7 protein-coding genes and 1 pseudogene are annotated in these 18,454 nt (G+C 63.7%); 7 read left to right on the top strand and 1 reads right to left on the bottom strand.

Translation table 11 applies throughout. From position 1 onward, the window contains the following. Positions 1-125: 125 nt before the first annotated feature. Together EET03_RS30005 and EET03_RS01915 are read left to right on the top strand one after the other, a co-directional pair. Positions 126-521 (top strand): annotated as a pseudogene (locus tag EET03_RS30005) (transposase family protein); the annotation flags it as partial. Positions 522-556: 35 nt separating this feature from the next. After that, entirely contained in the window at positions 557-1,057 is a 501-nt protein-coding gene (locus tag EET03_RS01915; protein WP_244232205.1) for an enoyl-CoA hydratase/isomerase family protein, read from the top strand. On the opposite strand, the gene clpB is transcribed toward EET03_RS01915, so the two are convergent. Further along, positions 1,023-3,569 (bottom strand): ATP-dependent chaperone ClpB, encoded by a 2,547-nt coding sequence (clpB, locus tag EET03_RS01910; RefSeq protein ID WP_075541878.1) that lies wholly within the window; start codon positions 3,567-3,569, stop codon positions 1,023-1,025. The two genes, EET03_RS01915 and clpB, sit on opposite strands and share 35 nt — an antisense overlap. Before the next feature lie 320 nt (positions 3,570-3,889). Here clpB and EET03_RS01905 point away from each other — a divergent pair, with 320 nt between their 5' ends. From EET03_RS01905 to EET03_RS01885, 5 genes are all read left to right on the top strand, one after another. Next, positions 3,890-4,537 (top strand): GAP family protein, encoded by a 648-nt coding sequence (locus EET03_RS01905; RefSeq protein ID WP_075541877.1) that lies wholly within the window; start codon positions 3,890-3,892, stop codon positions 4,535-4,537. Positions 4,538-4,674: 137 nt separating this feature from the next. Continuing rightward, positions 4,675-5,841, top strand: a complete 1,167-nt coding sequence (locus EET03_RS01900; RefSeq protein ID WP_075541876.1) for an FAD-binding oxidoreductase — start codon at positions 4,675-4,677, stop codon at positions 5,839-5,841. 97 nt (positions 5,842-5,938) lie between these two features. Beyond that, positions 5,939-6,829, top strand: a complete 891-nt coding sequence (locus tag EET03_RS01895) for an aldose 1-epimerase (RefSeq protein ID WP_099193915.1) — start codon at positions 5,939-5,941, stop codon at positions 6,827-6,829. Positions 6,830-7,030: 201 nt separating this feature from the next. After that, a complete protein-coding gene (locus EET03_RS01890) occupies positions 7,031-17,089 on the top strand; it encodes a PPE domain-containing protein (RefSeq protein ID WP_099193914.1) in 10,059 nt (3,352 codons plus the stop codon). Positions 17,090-17,291: 202 nt separating this feature from the next. Continuing rightward, positions 17,292-18,454: HNH endonuclease signature motif containing protein (locus EET03_RS01885; protein ID WP_136625632.1), on the top strand; the 1,163-nt coding region annotated here is incomplete at its 3' end.

The raw sequence follows: 18,454 nt of genomic DNA, 5'->3' as shown, positions 1-18,454 counted from the left end.
GTCGAGTGCGCCCGCCAGCAGCGCACATCCGACCTAGCAGCAGCGCGTCCCGGCGTGGCGGCTTGTGACGGATGTGGCGGGAGGGCATCGATGGACGTTTGTGACGACGAACCTCGAATGCCCTCCTGACCGAACTGTATGTGACCATCGACGACCATGTGGTCGAAACCACCCGGGGTCTGCCGGGACGGCCAAAGCGGCTGACCGACGCCGAGCTGGTGTGTCTGGCCGTGACGCAAGTGCTGCTGGGTGCGCGCAGCGAACATCATTGGCTGCGCATGTGTTTCGGTCGACTCGGGCACCTGTTTCCGTATCTGCCCAAGCAGCCCGGCTACCACAAGCGGGTCAAGGCCGCCGCACCGCTAATCTGCAAGGCGATGCGGTATTTGGCCACCCAGTGCCCATCGTGGGCAGACGAGTTGCGTCTGGTTGACGGCACCCCGGTGCCGTGCGGGGCCTCCCGGGAGACCGCCAAACGCTCCGAGCTGGCCGGCTGGGCCAACTACGGCTACTGTGCGGCGAGGGAGTCTGCCGCGGTGGCGGCTGCGAGTTCGTGATGGCCTTCGACATGCGTTATGCCGCGCTCGGCACAACCGTGCTGGGCCATCCCGAGGTTTCGGTGGGAATCATTCCCGGTGGCGGAGGCACTCAGCGGCTCCCCCGGCTAATCGGTCGCGGGCGGGCCCTCGAGGTGATCCTGGGCTGCCTGGATGTCGACGCCGCGACGGCCGAGGCCTGGGGATACGTCAACCGGGCGCTGCCGGCCGACGAACTGCGAAGGTTCGTCGACAAACTCGCGGCCCGGATCGCCTCGTACCCGCCGACGGCGATTGCGGCCGCCAAACGCGCCGTGGACGCCGCCCTGGACGAGCGGCTGGACGTCGCGACCGGCCTGCGCATCGAGGATCGGCTGCTTCGCGAAACGCTGACCGAACCCGCGGCCCGCCGACTGCTCCAGGCCGTCATCGACGCCGGCGCCCAGACCCGAGATTTCGAGCTGGGCGCCGCGCCGAAACCGCGCGCTAGCCCAGGATCAGTGCATCGCCGTCAGCGCTGACATTGACCGGTACCACGTCGCCGTCGTGCACCTCGCCGGCAAGCAGCATCTTGGCCAGCTGGTCGCCGATGGCCTGCTGGACCAGCCGCCGCAACGGACGCGCGCCGTACACCGGGTCGAATCCGCGATGCGCCAGCCACTGCTTGACCTGCAGCGACACCTCCAGCTGCAACCGCCGCTGAGCCAGCCGTTTCTGCAGCTGCGCCAACTGGATGTCGACGATCTGCACCAGTTCCTCGGGGTTGAGGCCCTCGAAGATCAGCACGTCGTCGAGCCGGTTGATGAATTCCGGCTTGAACGTCGCGCGCACCGCGGCCATCACCTGCTCCGGGCTGCCACCCGTACCCAGGTTGGACGTCAGGATCAGGATGGTGTTGCGGAAGTCGACGGTGCGGCCATGGCCGTCGGTGAGCCGGCCTTCGTCGAGCACCTGCAACAGCACGTCGAACACGTCCGGGTGGGCCTTCTCGACCTCGTCGAAAAGCACCACGGTGTAGGGACGCCGGCGCACCGATTCGGTCAGCTGACCACCGGCCTCGTAGCCGACGTACCCGGGCGGGGCGCCGATCAGGCGGGCCACGGTGTGCTTCTCGCCGTACTCGCTCATATCGATGCGAACCATCGCGCGCTCGTCGTCGAACAGGAAGTCGGCCAACGCCTTGGCGAGCTCGGTCTTACCGACACCGGTCGGACCGAGGAACATGAACGCCCCGGTCGGCCGGTTGGGGTCGGACACGCCGGCCCGGCTGCGGCGCACCGCGTCCGAAACCGCCTGCACCGCCTTCTTCTGCCCGACCACGCGTTTACCCAGCTCGTCTTCCATCCGCAGCAGCTTGGCGGTCTCGCCTTCCAGCAGCCGCCCGGCCGGAATGCCCGTCCACGCCGACACCACGTCGGCGATGTCGTCCGGGCCGACCTCTTCCTTGAGCATCACCTGCTCGCGGGCCTGCGCCTCCGGCAGCGCGGCGTCGAGTTTCTTCTCGACCTCGGGGATCCGGCCGTAACGCAGCTCGGCGGCCTTGGCCAGGTCGCCGTCGCGCTCGGCTCGCTCGGATTCCCCGCGCAGCGCTTCCAGCTGCTCCTTGAGCTCACGGACGATCTCGATGGCGTTCTTCTCGTTCTGCCATCTCGTGGTGAGTTCGGCCAACTTTTCTTTCTGGTCGGCCAGCTCGGCGCGCAGCTTTTCCAGCCGCTCCTTGGACGCCTCGTCCTCCTCCTTGGCCAGCGCCATCTCCTCGATCTCCAGCCGGCGCACCAGCCGCTCCACCTCGTCGATCTCGACCGGCCGCGAGTCGATCTCCATCCGCAGCCGGCTGGCCGACTCGTCGACCAGGTCGATGGCCTTGTCCGGCAGGAAGCGGGCGGTGATGTACCGGTCGGACAGCGTGGCCGCGGCCACCAACGCCGAGTCGGTGATCCGCACGCCGTGGTGCACCTCGTAGCGGTCTTTGAGCCCGCGCAGGATGCCGATGGTGTCCTCCACCGACGGCTCACCGACGAACACCTGCTGGAAACGACGCTCCAGCGCGGCATCCTTCTCGATGTACTTGCGGTACTCGTCGAGCGTGGTGGCACCGACCAGCCGCAGCTCGCCGCGCGCCAGCATCGGCTTGATCATGTTGCCGGCGTCCATCGCGCCCTCACCGGTCGCGCCGGCGCCCACGATGGTGTGCAGCTCGTCGATGAACGTGATGATCTGCCCGGCCGAGTTCTTGATGTCGTCGAGGACGGCCTTGAGCCGTTCCTCGAACTCGCCGCGATACTTCGAGCCGGCGACCATCGAGCCGAGGTCCAGCGCGATGATCGTCTTGTCGCGCAGGCTTTCCGGGACGTCGCCGGCCACGATTCGTTGGGCCAGGCCCTCCACGATCGCGGTCTTGCCGACGCCGGGCTCACCGATCAGCACCGGGTTGTTCTTGGTGCGACGGCTCAAAACCTGCACCACGCGGCGAATCTCGTTGTCGCGCCCGATGACCGGGTCGAGCTTGCCTTCGCGGGCGCGTGCGGTCAGGTCGGTGGAGTACTTTTCCAGCGCCTGATATGTCGCCTCGGGTTCGGGGCTGGTGACGCGCGCGCTGCCGCGCACCTTGACGAACGCCTCCCGCAGGGCCTGCGGCGAGGCACCGTGCCCGTTGAGTAGCTTAGCGACGTCGGAATCACCGGTGGCCAGCCCCACCATCACATGCTCGGTGGAGACGTACTCGTCGTCGAGCTCGGTGGCCAGGTGCTGAGCGGCGGTGATCGCCGCCAGCGATTCGCGAGACAGCTGCGGCTGCGCGCTGGCGCCGCTGATCTGCGGCAACCGATCGAGCAGGCGCTGCGCTTCGGCGCGGACCGCGGCGGGCTCGACACCGACAGCCTCCAACAGCGGCGCGGCGATGCCGTCGGCCTGAGTCAACAGGGCCATCAGCAGGTGCGCAGGCCGGATCTCGGGATTACCCGCAGCCGAAGCCGCTTGCAGGGCCGACGTCAGCGCCGCCTGCGTCTTGGTGGTCGGGTTGAAAGAGTCCACGACAACTCCGTTCGGGATCTAAGTTCGGTGAAAATGCTTGTCGGGATATAGAACGCCGTCAATGTTGAGTCTGTTCCGCTCAAGCCTAGGTTGTCGACGAACGCCAGGCCATATGTCTGATACCACCTGGCTCAGCTTGGTAACAAGAGACCACCGAAGTCCGGGAAAGCCGGCGGTGGCGACGGCGATGACCGCACGGCGGTGGTGGCAGCGGGCCGGGCCGCCGGCGGGGCGACCGCTCAGTCCCCCCTTGTGACGGCGGGTACAACACCACGACGTCAGCGACCGTTCTTCGCGTGACGGTCGGAGAGTCTTCGTAAATGGTTGAAGTGGTGCCACTTGCGTTGGTGATCACGGTTTCGCCGCTGTCGATCATCCCGGGAGTGCTCGTCTTGCACGCGCAACATCCGCGGGAGAGCGGTCTGGCCTATCTCGCCGGCTGGCTGCTGGGGCTGGCAGGGTTGACCGCCCTTTCTATCAGCATCTCCAACCTGTTGGGCGGGTTGCGTGACACGCCCCCGGCATGGGCGTCCTGGCTGCGGATCTTCCTGGGCATAGCGCTGATCGTGTTCGGCGTCATCCGCTGGCTGACCCGCGGCGGTCACGACCAGATACCGGCCTGGATGCGAACGCTCACCTCGGTCAACCCAAGGCGGGCGGCGCTGACCGCAGCGGCACTGACCGTGCTCAATCCCAAGGTGTTATTCATCTGCGCGGCAGCCGGATTGGCAATCGGCACCGACGCACTGGGTGACAGCGGGACGGTGATATCGGCCGCGCTCTTCGTAGCTGTCGCCGGCTCGTCGGTCGCGCTTCCGGTGTTGGCCTATACCGTCGCCGGGGAGCGCCTCGACGCTCCGCTGGAGCGACTGAAGAATTGGATGGAAAAACACAACACCGCATTAGTGGCGGCGATCTTGCTGGTGATCGGATTAGCGGTGCTGTACAAGGGAATTCACGCCCTGTAGGGCGTGGGGGGTTGCGCTGGCCGCTTGCTCTCCCGGCTCGGGGCGGTGTTGTCCGCAGTCGCCGGGAGTTACGTTAGATGTTCGAGGATGTTCGAGATCGCTGAGCACCACGCCCGGCGAGCCTAGAATCGGGGTCCGTGGGCCTCGAGGACCGAGATGCATTGCGGGTGTTGCGCGACGCGTTCGCCCCTTCGGAGGGCCCCAACGACCTCGTCCGCCGCTTCTACACCAACTGGTTTGCCCTCGACGTTTCGGTGCGCGACCTGTTCCCTCCCGAAATGGACAGTCAACGAGCAGCTTTCGCGCATGCGCTGCACTGGGTGTATGGCGAGCTCGTCGACCAGCGCGCCGAAGAACCGGTGGCCTTCCTGGCCCAACTTGGCCGGGACCACCGCAAATACGGCGTGGCCCCAACCCAATACGACACCTTGCGCCGCGCCCTGTATCAGACACTGCGCGGATATTTGGGCAGCTCCTGGACTGACAGCGTCGAGCGGGCCGCCGACCAGTCGCTGAACCTGATCACCGGGGTCATGAGCGGCGCCGCTGACGCCGAGCAGAGGCCCGCGTGGTGGAACGGGACGGTGGTCGAACACGCCCGGGTGTCGCGTGACCTCGCGGTCGTCCGCCTGCGTCTGGACCAGCCGCTGGACTACCACCCCGGCCAGTACGTCAACGTCCATGTCCCGCAATGCCCCCGCCGCTGGCGATACCTCAGCCCCGCCATTCCGGCCGACCCGGACGGCCGGATCGAGTTTCACGTCCGGGTGGTGCCCGGCGGCCTGGTGAGCAACGCCATCGTCAACGAGACCCGGCCCGGCGACCGGTGGCGATTGTCCAGCCCCCACGGCGGCTTCCACGTGGACCGCGACGACGGCGATGTGCTCATGGTCGCCGGCAGCACCGGCCTGGCACCGCTACGGGCACTGATCATGGACCTCAGCCGGTTCGCGGAGAACCCGCGAGTCCACCTGTTTTTCGGAGCTCGCTATTCCTGCGAGCTCTATGACCTGCCCATGCTGTGGCAGGTTGCCGCACACAATCCGTGGCTCTCCGTCTCGCCGGTCTCGGAGTACCCCCGCGACCCGTCGTGGGCCGCCGATTACCCCGACGTGTCGCCGCCGCGCGGCCTGCATGTGCGTCAGACCGGGCGGTTGGCCGACGTGGTCACCAAGTACGGCGGCTGGGGTGACCGGCAGATCCTGATCTGCGGTGGCCCGAACATGGTCCGCGCGACCAAGGCCGCTCTCATCGCCAAAGGCGCACCGCCGGAACGCATTCAGCACGACCCGCTGTCGCGGTAGGGTGGCGCCGGGCCACACCGCACCGCGGTACCGGCCCCATACCGGCAACGCCGGCCGGAGCCGCCGATCAGCTGGGCCGGCCGATTAGGCTGGCGGAGTGCACGTCGTCACGCTGCGCGACCCGTCCTCCCCGGTGGCGGCACAATTCGTGCCCGCGGCCGGGATGATCGGCAGCGCACTGACCGACGCGGGTGTGCAACTGCTCGGTCAGCGAAGAGGTCTGGACGCCTACATCACCGCGGGAAAGACGATGGGGATACCGATTCTGTATCCGTGGGCGAATCGGCTGGGCGCCAATACCTATACCGCCGAAGACGCAACGGTAACCCTGACTCCCGGAGCAAACCGGGTTCGCGCCGACCCCTCCGGGTTACCCATCCACGGCGTCTTGGCCGCATACCCGGGCTGGCGGGTGACGGCCGAATCGGCGAACGAACTGACTGCCGAGCTGGACTTCGGCGCAGACCCGAAGTTGCTGGCCAGCTTCCCGTATCCGCATGTGCTTGCGATGGCGGTGCGGCTGGCAGCGCGGACGTTGACGGTGCGCACCACGGTCACCGCGACCACGGACCGGGCGGTGCCGCTGTGCTTTGGTTTACACCCGTACCTACACGTGCCGGATGTCGCGCGGGGCGACTGGACAATCGAGACACCGCCGCTGCGGCATCTGTATCTCGGCGAGCGGGGATTACCCACCGGCGAGACGGCCGAGCGGCCGGCGATGTCACAGCAATTGCGTGACGAGGCTTTTGACGACTGTTACGACCAGGTTGGCGAGGGATCGGTCTTCGCGGTCTGCGGCGGCGGCCGCCGCCTCGAAGTGCATTTCGAACGCGGCTATCCGGCGGCGCAAATCTTTGCGCCCCCAGGCGAGGACGTGGTCTGCTTCGAGCCGATGGCCGCGCCGACGGATGCGTTGCGCCGCGGCGGTTACCGAGTTGCGCGTCGCGGCGAACCGGCGGTCGCCCAATTTTCAATCCGCGTGTGAGCGCTATAAATGCAAAAAAAGACCCGGCTGCACCATCTCTGAAGTTTTTCTCCGAAACAAAGACGGTCCGCTGTCGCACCTCTGAATAATCGTTACGCTGGGACACTCACGGACCCGAGGGATGCGACGGCATCACCTGCCTCTGCGAGGGCGATCACCTGCCTATGCGACGGCGACCAACGGTTCCAGGCAGGAGAGCTGATGAACTTCGCGGTCTTGCCACCGGAGATCAATTCGGCGCGTATGCATCTGGGCGCCGGGTTGGGGCCGATGCTGACCGCGGCGGCGGCGTGGGACGGGCTGGCCGCCGAGCTGGGTTCGGCCGCGACCTCTTTTTCCGTGGTGACCACGGGGCTCACGGGTTCTCTCTGGCTTGGTCCGTCCTCGGCCGCGATGGCCGATGCCGCCGGACCATACCTGGGCTGGTTGAACGCCGCGGCGAACCAGGCTGAGCAGGCAGCCGTGCAGGTACGGCTGGCCGCAGCCGCGTTCGAGGCGGCGCTGGCGGCCACGGTGCATCCGGCCCTCATCTCGGCCAACCGCAGCCAGTTTGTGTCGCTGGTGTTGTCGAACCTGTTCGGGCAAAACGCCACCGCGATCGCCGACGCTGAAATTCAATACGAACAGATGTGGGCCCGGGACGTGGCCGCGATGTTCGACTACCACTCCGGTGCGTCCGCGGCTCTGTCGACGTTGACGCCGTTTCCATCGACGCTGCGGGGTCTGGCCAACCTGGCGGGTCCGACGGCGAGCGCGTACGGTGCTGCCGCTGCCACCGTCACTGCGGCTGCGGCCGCCGCGCAGGACATTGTCGTCCCCTTCCGCAACGTGGGCTTGGCCAACGTCGGCCAGGGCAACCTCGGCAACGCGAACATCGGCGACTTCAATTTCGGCTCGGGCAACACCGGCAGCGGCAACATCGGCAGCGGAAACATCGGTAGCGGAAATGTCGGCTTCGGAAATTCCGGCTCACTGTTGACGGCGGGCATCCGCAATATCGGCTTCGGAAACACCGGTAATAACAACGTCGGCATCGGTAATACCGGGGACAACAACATCGGCTTCGGCAACACCGGCAACGGGAACAGCGGTATCGGGCTCAACGGGGACCACCTGCGCGGGTTCGGCGGCATGAATTCCGGCACCGGTAACGTCGGCTTCTTCAACTCGGGCACCGGCAACGTGGGAATCGGGAACTCGGGCAGCGGCAACTGGGGCATCGGAAACTCGGGCAACGGCTACAACACCGGCATCGGCAACTCGGGCGATGTCAACTCGGGCTTGTTCAACTCCGGCATCGTCAACACCGGTATTTCCAACTCCGGCAGCTACAACACCGGCAATTGGAACTCGGGCAGCTTCAATACGGGCGGTTTCAACGTCGGTGACTACAACACCGGCTGGATCAACTACGGCAACTACAACACCGGCATCCTCAACGTGGGCGATGTCGACACCGGCGCTCTCATCTCGGGCAGCTACAGCAACGGCATTTTGTGGAGGGGCGATTACCAGGGCGGCGGTCCGGGCATCGGAAATACGACGAGCATCCCGTCGTCGGGCCTCTTCAACTCCGGTAGCGGCAGCGCATCTGGCTTCTTCAACTCCGGCGCCAACAATTCGGGCTTTTTCAACTCGTCGACGGGGGCCATCGGAAACACCGGAATCGATAACCACGGCGCGCTGCAATCCGGCCTGCTGAATACCGGAAACACCATCTCGGGCCTGTTCAACGCCAGCACGCTGAGCCTCACGGCAGCGGCCTTCGTCTCGGGCGCCGCGAACACCGGCAGCCAAATGTCCGGTTTCTTCGGTGGCCCGTCGAACTTCAACGTCGGCTTCGCCGACATCGGCAGGCTGAACTTCGGTAACGCCAACATCGGCAGCTTCAATATCGGCAGCGGGAATGTCGGCAGCGTGAACTTCGGCAGCGGAAATGTCGGCGACGCCAACCTGGGCAGCGGGAATTTCGGCTTTTTCAATGCCGGCTTCGGGAACCTGGGCAGCTACAATATTGGCTCGGCTAATCTGGGTAGCTACAATATCGGCCCGGCGAACCTCGGTGAATTCAACATCGGCTTCTGGAACGCCGGCGACAGCAATCACGGCTTTGCGAACACCGGCGACAACAACGTCGGCTTCGGCAATACCGGAAGCAACAATGTCGGCGTCGGCCTCACCGGCACCGGCCAGGTCGGGTTCGGCGCCCTGAACTCCGGCACCAACAACGTCGGCCTGTTCAACTCCGGCGCCAACAACATCGGCCTGTTCAACTCGGGCACCGGCAACGTCGGCGTCGGAAATACCGGCACCGGCAACTGGGGGATCGGCAACCCGGGCACCGGCAATACCGGCATTGGCAATACGGGCAGCTACAACACGGGCCTGTTCAACACCGGCATCGTCAACACCGGCTTCGCCAATACGGGCGACTACAACACCGGGGCCGCCAACAGGGGCAGCTTCAACACCGGCGGGTACAACCCCGGCGACTACAACACCGGATGGGCCAACCTTGGCGACTACAACACGGGCGTGTTCAACACCGGAAACGTCAACACCGGCGCAGTCAACTCCGGCGATTTCAATAATGGCTTCTTCATCAGTGCCGACAACCAGGGCCAGATCGCCATCAACCTGAATATCACCACGCCGACCGTACCCATCGATTTCGAGATTCGAATCCCGATCTACAAGATATATGACCTCGCCGGACAAGTATATACGATTCCCGGCTTTTATTACCCCAAGACGGCTTTTGGAAACTTCTACCTCGGCCCGATGACCATTCCGACGTCCTCGATCTCCGCTCCGCACGTGACCCTCACTACCGGCAGCCCCACTACTGCGATCGAGATATCTATCCACGGCGCCCTCGAGGGGCGAACTATCCCGATCATCAATGTTGCTGCGGCACCGGGTTTTGGGAATTCGACGAGTGGTCCGTCGTCGGGGTTTTTCAACAGCGGGTTGGGCAGTTCGTCGGGGTTCGGCAATTTCGGGGCCAACAATTCGGGTTGGCAGAATTTCTCGACGGGGGTGTTGGGGAATTCGGGGTGGCGGAATGTGGGGGCGTTGCAGTCGGGTGTGGCGAATCTGGGCAACACCATCTCGGGTTGGTACAACACCAGCACCGTGGATCTGGCCAGCGTGGCCCAGGTTTCCGGGGTGGCCAACATCGGCGCCGATCTGTCGGGGGTGTTGCACAGCGCGTCGGGCACCCTGTTCAACGCCGGGCTGGGCAACGTCGGTCAGCTCAACCTCGGCTGGGGCAACGTCGGCAGCTTCAACCTGGGCAGCGCCAACATCGGCGACTACAACCTGGGCAGCGCCAATATCGGCGAGCACAACCTGGGCAGCGCCAACATCGGCAGCGCCAACATCGGGTTCGCCAACACCGGCACCGCGGTGGTCTCGGGGCCCGACAACATCGGGATGGGCAACACCGGCAGCCACAACCTGGGCTGGGGCAACACCGGGGTCGGCAATATCGGCTTGGCCAACACCGGCACCGGCAATATCGGCATCGGGCTTAGCGGTGATCATCAGGTCGGGTTCGGCGGATGGAACTCCGGCACCAACAACCTGGGCCTGTTCAACTCCGGTGCCAACAACATCGGGGTGTTCAATTCCGGCAGCGGCAACTTCGGCATCGCCAACTCCGGCAGCTACAACACCGGGATCGCCAACACCGGCACCACCAACACCGGATGGTTCAACTCCGGGGCGGTCAACACCGGCCTGGCCAACGCCGGCAGCTACAACAGCGGCTGGTACAACACCGGCACCACCAACACCGGCATCGCCAACCCCGGTGAGCACAACACCGGCTGGTTCAACACCGGCACCTACAGCACCGGCATCGCCAACGCCGGCACCCTCGACACCGGCGCCTTCATCACCGGCAACATGGACAACGGCCTGCTCTGGCGCGGCAACTCCCAAGGCCTCTACGGCGGCAATTACACGATTCATGTGCCCCAAATTCCGGTCAACGTGAACGGGACGCTCTTCATCGATATCCCCATTACCACGGCCTTCGACGGCAACACCGTCTATAGCGGTATGACCATCAGCGATATTCCCTTCGGATTCACCAACCACGTAGGTCCGATCCCAGCGCTGGTAGGCACAATCAATGCGCTGTACATCCCGCAAATCACGCTGGCCAGTCCCACGCCCGCGCCGCAAGGAACCATCGGATCGCCGAGCACTTTGCTACCTATCACCGGTTACGGCACGATCGGTCCCTTCGACATCACCATTTTCAATTTCGGGATGGTGCCCGGCTACGGGAATTCAACTAGCCTGCCGTCGTCGGGTTTCTTCAACACCGGCATAGGCAGCTCGTCGGGATTCTTCAATGTCGGCGCCAATAATTCGGGTTGGCAGAACGTATCCTTCGGGAGCGTCGGAAGCTCGGGGATCAAGAACTGGGGCTCGGCGCTGTCGGGCCTGGCGAACCTGGGCAACACCATGTCAGGTTGGTTCAACACCAGCTCACTGGACCTGTCCACCCCGGCCAACGTTTCCGGATTCCAAAACGTCGGCGCCAACCTGGCGGGCTTTTTCCGTGATTACGTCACCGATGCAACCGATTTTAACGTCGGGCTCGGCAACATCGGCGACACGAATATCGGTTTCGGCAATATCGGCGACTACAACCTCGGCTCGGGTAACAGCGGTAGTTTCAACTTCGGTAGCGGTAATATGGGGCTTTACAATGTAGGTCCTGGCAACTTGGGTGATTACAACGTCGGCTCCGCGAACCTGGGCAGCTACAACATCGGCTTGGGGAACGTGGGCGCGAACAACTTCGGCCTCGGAAACTTGGGCGATTACAACGCAGGTTTCGGAAACGCCGGCGGCGCTAATATCGGCTTCGGCAACAGCGGCACCGGCAATATCGGCATCGGGCTCACCGGCACGGGCCAGGTCGGGTTCGGCGCGCTGAACTCGGGTACCGGCAACAGCGGCTTGTTCAACTCCGGCACCAACAACATCGGCTTGTTCAACTCCGGCACCGGAAACGTCGGCATCGGAAACTCAGGCACCGGTAACTGGGGCATCGGCAATTCCGGCCATATCAACACCGGTTTTCTTAACGCCGGTGATGTCAACACCGGCTTCTTCAACGCCGGCAACGTCAACACGGGTATGGTCAATGCCGGTCATTACAACTCCGGAAGTTTCAACGCCGGCAGCTTCAATACGCTTGGATTCAACGCCGGCAACTACAACACGGGCTACCTGAACACCGGCGACTACAACACCGGTTTGGCGAATTCGGGCAATGTCGACACCGGTGCTTTCAATCTGGGCAGCTACTCCAACGGCGTCTTATGGCGCGGCGACTACCAGGGCCTGGTGGCCATCGACTACGAGATCGTCATTCCCGACACCGCCATCCCGGCGTATCTGGAGCTTCAGGTACCGGCCAATCTCCCATTCAGCGGCACATTCGGCTCCCTCGTTCTGGAGAGCTTCACGCTCCCCAAGTACACCGCCGATGTCAAAATACTCGGCTTTCTGAAGTTGGAGGCAGTCAGCGTCGGCCCGATCACCATTCCCAACATTTATATTGACCTGCCATCGCTTTCCGGAACTCTCGGCTCACCTAGTTCTGTTCTGGAACTCAGCGGTCCCGGCAGCATCGGACCCATCAGGATCCCGATCGTCCACATCCCGGCGGCTCCAGGCTTCGGAAACTCGACCACGGTACCGTCGTCAGGTTTCTTCAACACAGGCAACGGAAGCTCATCGGGAATCGGCAACGTCGGCACCAACCTGTCTGGGTTCTGGAACGCAGCATCCGGCAGCTCGGGCATCTCTGGGTATAAGAACCTTGGCGACCTGCTATCAGGCGTGTCCAACTTCGGCAATAGCGTTTCGGGCTTCCTGAACACCGCAACGGCAAGTCTCGCAACACCTGCCGACGTTTCCGGCATCGGAAACACCGGCAGCTACATTTCGGGTCTTTTCAACGGTGTGTCGAACATCAACCTGGGATTTGCCAACCAGGGTAGCTTCGACGTGGGCAGCGGAAACAGGGGCAGCTTCAACCTGGGAAGCGGAAACGTCGGCAGTTACAACGTCGGCTCCGGAAACTTCGGCTACGACAATATCGGCACCGGAAACTTGGGCAGCCGCAACATCGGCCCGGGTAACTGGGGCATCCACAACGTCGGCCTGGGGAACTTGGGCACCAACAACGTCGGCCTCGGAAACCTGGGCGTCTTCAATGTCGGTTTCGGAAACGCCGGCAACTCCAATATCGGCTTCGGGAATTCCGGGACCGGCAACATCGGCATTGGCCTCACCGGCACGGGCCAGGTCGGGTTCGGCGAGCTGAACTCAGGTAGCGGCAACAGCGGCTTGTTCAACTCGGGCACCGACAACGTCGGCTTGTTCAACTCCGGCACCGGAAATGTCGGCATCGGAAACTCGGGCACCGGGAACTTCGGCATCGGCAACGCGGGCACCGCCAACTCCGGTATCGGCAACCCGGGAATCGGCAACTGGGGCTACGGGAACCTGGGCGACTACAGCACCGGCATCGCCAATTCCGGCCGCGTCAACACCGGCTTCTTCAACACCGGCGACGTCAACAGCGGCTTCGCCAACCCCGGCGACTACAACACCGGCTCCTACAACACCGGTAACACCAACACCGGTATCGGCAACGCCGGCGATTACAACACCGGCTGGTTCAACACGGGCGACTACAACACTGGGTTGCTCAATTCGGGCGACGTCAACACCGGCGTTCTCATCGCCGGTAACTACAACAACGGCTTCCTGTGGCGGGGCGATTACCAAGGTCTGGTTGGTTTCAGGGCCGGAATCTACATTCCCGAATTCCCGCTGCTGAATCTGGGTTTGGGCCTGCCGGTGAATATTCCGCTCAACCTCGGCATCACGGACCTCAACGTAACCGGCTTCACCATTCCCGAGTTCAAGGTGAGCGTCTTGAACTCGGACTATCTCAGCGTCGACATCGGGCCCATCGTCATCCCCACCATTACCGGCATCCTGCCCCAGCTGACCGCCCAAATCGGCTCTCCAACGACGTCGGTAGCTGCCATTCTCACCAGCGGCGTGGGCCCCATCAACGTGACGTTCATCGATATTCCCGCACGGCCCGGTTTTGGGAATTCGACGAGTGGTCCGTCGTCGGGGTTTTTCAACAGCGGGTTGGGCAGTTCGTCGGGGTTCGGCAATTTCGGGGCCAACAATTCGGGTTGGCAGAATTTCTCGACGGGGGTGTTGGGGAATTCGGGGTGGCGGAATGTGGGGGCGTTGCAGTCGGGTGTGGCGAATCTGGGCAACACCATCTCGGGTTGGTACAACACCAGCACCGTGGATCTGGCCAGCGTGGCCCAGGTTTCCGGGGTGGCCAACATCGGCGCCGATCTGTCGGGGGTGTTGCACAGCGCGTCGGGCACCCTGTTCAACGCCGGGCTGGGCAACGTCGGTCAGCTCAACCTCGGCTGGGGCAACGTCGGCAGCTTCAACCTGGGCAGCGCCAACATCGGCGACTACAACCTGGGCAGCGCCAATATCGGCGAGCACAACCTGGGCAGCGCCAACATCGGCAGCGCCAACATCGGGTTCGCCAACACCGGCACCGCGGTGGTCTCGGGGCCCGACAACATCGGGATGGGCAACACCGGCAGCCACAACCTGGGCTGGGGCAACACCGGGGTCGGCAATATCGGCTTGGCCAACACCGGCACCGGCAATATCGGCATCGGGCTTAGCGGTGATCATCAGGTCGGGTTCGGCGGATGGAACTCCGGCACCAACAACCTGGGCCTGTTCAACTCCGGTGCCAACAACATCGGGGTGTTCAATTCCGGCAGCGGCAACTTCGGCATCGCCAACTCCGGCAGCTACAACACCGGGATCGCCAACACCGGCACCACCAACACCGGATGGTTCAACTCCGGGGCGGTCAACACCGGCCTGGCCAACGCCGGCAGCTACAACAGCGGCTGGTACAACACCGGCGCCACCAACACCGGCATCGCCAACCCCGGTGAGCACAACACCGGCTGGTTCAACACCGGCACCTACAGCACCGGCATCGCCAACGCCGGCACCCTCGACACCGGCGCCTTCATCACCGGCAACATGGACAACGGCCTGCTCTGGCGCGGCAACTCCCAAGGCCTCTACGGGATCAACTACACGATTACGGTTTCCGAAATAGCCGGGTTCTTCGACTTCTCCGTGTTCGGCGATATCCCGGTAACCGCCACCATCACCCCGGCCAACATCGACGCTTTCACTATTCCGACGATTCCCTTCAGCGGACTCAACGACCATCTCGGCGGCAAAGTCGAAGGCACGGTTGGTCCCATCTCTCTATCAGCCATCTCCTTCAGTATCGCCAGCCCCGCGGTGAACCTGCATTTCGGCAGCTCCGACGGTTCGCCGGTGGTGGACATCGGTGGTGGCGGCAGTGTCGGCCCCATCTATATTCCGCTCATCGACATCCCAGCCAGTCCGGGGTACTTCAACGCCACCGCGCTGCCGTCGTCGGGTTTCTTCAACGCCGGCACGGGCAGCTCTTCGGGCTTCTTCAATTTCGGTGCGAACAATTCGGGCTGGCAGAACGTCTCCTTCGGAAGCCTCGGAAGCTCGGGGATCAAGAACTGGGGCTCGGCGCTATCGGGCCTGGCGAACCTCGGCAACACCATGTCGGGCTGGTTCAACACCAGCTCACTGGACCTGTCCACCCCGGCCCATGTTTCGGGATTACAAAACGTCGGCGCCGACCTGGCGGGCTTCTTCCGCGACGGCACGAACACGGTGTTCAACGTCGGGCTGGCCAACCACGGCATCGTGAATTTCGGCAGCGCCAACATCGGCAATGACAACCTCGGCAACGGAAATATCGGCAGCTTCAACTTGGGCAACGCCAACATCGGGGACCACAACGTCGGCAACGGCAACGTCGGCAGCGCCAACTTCGGCAGCGGCAACATCGGCGGCGGCAACATCGGGTTCGGAAACGTCGGTAGCTCGTTGACGGCGGGATTGAACAACATCGGGATGGGCAACACCGGAAACCACAACTTCGGCTGGGGCAACACCGGAGACGGCAATATCGGCTTCGGTAACACCGGCAACGGAAATATCGGTTTCGGGCTCAGCGGCGACCACCAACGCGGCTTTGGCGGCCTCAATTCCGGCAGCGGCAACATCGGGTTGTTCAATTCCGGAACCAACAACATCGGCATCGGCAACTCGGGCACCGGAAACTGGGGCATCGGCAACTCCGGCAACTACAACACCGGCATCGGCAATACCGGCAGCACCAACACCGGATGGTTCAACTCCGGCACCGCCAACACCGGGATCGCCAACTCCGGCAACTACAACACCGGTCTATACAACGCGGGCGAAACGAACACGGGCAGCTTCAACAGCGCAGACCACAACTCGGGTGGCTTCAACTCGGGCATGTACAACACGGGCTACTTCAACGGCGGCGACTACAACACCGGCATCGGCAACACCGGTGACGTCAACACCGGCGCCTTCAACTCGGGCAACTACAACAACGGCTTCCTCTGGCGAGGCGATTACCAAGGTTTGGTTCAACTCTCCTACAAGGTCACCATTCCCGAATTCCCGTACCAGGGCGATGTGCATGGCCTCGTCGAACTACCAATCCAGGGCGCCATCAACGAAATCACCCAGGATGCGTTCACCATTTCCAAGATCCGGATTAAAGTCGTTTTGCATCAATGGCCGGGCATAAATATCACTGTCTATGACCGTGACATAGGCCCTTGGACCATTCCTGCGAATGTGCTATCGGCTCCAATGAATATCGATGACATCGTTCGCACAACCTTCGAAAAGTCCGGCAATGGCACCGCGGGCCCCTACACCTTCGGTTTTGACTTCGTCCAGGGACCGGGATTCTTCAATTCAACGACGACTCCGTCGTCGGGCTTCTTCAACTATGGCAGTGGCACGTCGTCCGGGTTCTTCAACTCCGGCGCTGGTCTATCGGGAATCATCAACACCGGCACCAACCATTCGGGCATCTGGAACGCCGGCGGACTGCAAGACTCAGGCTTCTTCAACTACGGCTCGCTGGCATCGGGCCTGTTGAACCAGGGCAACACCATCTCGGGCATATTCAACACCAGCACAGTGGATCTCGGGACGCAGGCATTTGTATCCGGCGTCGCAAACATCGGCACCCAAGTATCCGGCTTCTTCCACAACCTCAGGCTGCCGTAACTGTCGTTCGCCCGCTCACGCTGCCTTGGCTTGCGATTCGGGTTTTCGCAGCGGGTTGACCTGGTGTTTTTCGTGTGGGCTGCTGGGATTTGCGCACTCGGGTCGGGGCCGGGCCGGGGCTGCCCCGGTGGCCAATGTGGGCGTGGTGAAGACGCGGATTGGGCAGCCGAGATTTGTCATACCCGACTGCGATGATGGGGGTATGTCGGTGACCGCATCGTTGGGCGCTGCGGCAACGCGCCCTGACCAGCGCCTTGAGGTGTTGTTTGAGGAGTTGGCGGAGTTGGCCGGTCAGCGCAACGCGATTGATGGGCGCATCGTGGAGATCGCCGCCGAAATGGATCGCGACGGATTGTGCGGGGCCACGGGTGCACGGTCGGTGGCGGCGTTGGTGGCCTGGAAGCTCGGGGTGTCCTCGGGCAACGCCCACACGATCAGCACCGTGGCGCGCCGGCTCGAGGAGTTTCCGCGTTGCGCGGCGGGCATGCGGGCGGGCTGGCTGTCGCTGGATCAGCTCGGCGTCATCGCCGCCCGGGCCGGACAGGGATCTGATGAGCATTACGCGCAGTTGGCGCGGGTCGCCACGGTCAACCAGCTGCGCACCGCGGTCAAACTCGAACCGCGACCCGAACCCGATCCTCGACCGCAACCGCAGCCCTCGATCACCAAGACCTCTACCGAGGAGTTCAGCTGTTGGCGGATCAAACTTCCGCACGACGACGCGGCGAAGTTCGACGCCGCCTTGGCGTCTCATCGTGAGGCGCTGATCGCGGAGTGCAAGCAGGATCACGGCACTGGCCAGGGCGCTTCAGATCAGCGGCCGCCGTTGCCGACCACCGTCGAGGCGTTTATGCGTCTGGTCGAAACCGGATGGGATGCCGAGGTGGCCCGCCGCCCCCACGGGCAGCACACCACGGTGGTGGTGCATCTCGACGTGGCCCAGCGCGCCGCCGCACTGCATCTGGGTCCGCTGCTGTCCGACGCCGAACGCCGCTACCTGAGCTGTGATGCCACCGGTGAAGTTTGGTTCGAACGTGATGGCCAGGTCATTGGTTCCGGCCGGGCGACCCGCGTGATCAACCGGCGGCTTCGCCGCGCCCTCGAGCACCGCGACCGCACGTGCGCGGTTCCCGGCTGTAATGCGACCCGTGGTCTGCACGCCCACCACCTCCGGCACTGGGAAGACGGCGGTGCCACCGAGTTGGCCAATCTGGTGCTGCTCTGCCCGTATCACCACCGGCTGCACCACCGCGGCCTCATCACCATCACCGGACCCGCTGACGCCCTCACCGTCACCGACAACGCCGGCCGACCGCTGCGCCCAGGATCGCTGGCGCGCCCACCAACCCAACCCCCGCCCACCGT

It is taken from the genome of Mycobacterium innocens, from assembly GCF_900566055.1.
Lineage (GTDB): Bacteria > Actinomycetota > Actinomycetes > Mycobacteriales > Mycobacteriaceae > Mycobacterium > Mycobacterium innocens.
Note: the sequence above shows the minus strand (reverse complement) of the source record. Positions and strands in the feature narration are given on the sequence as shown.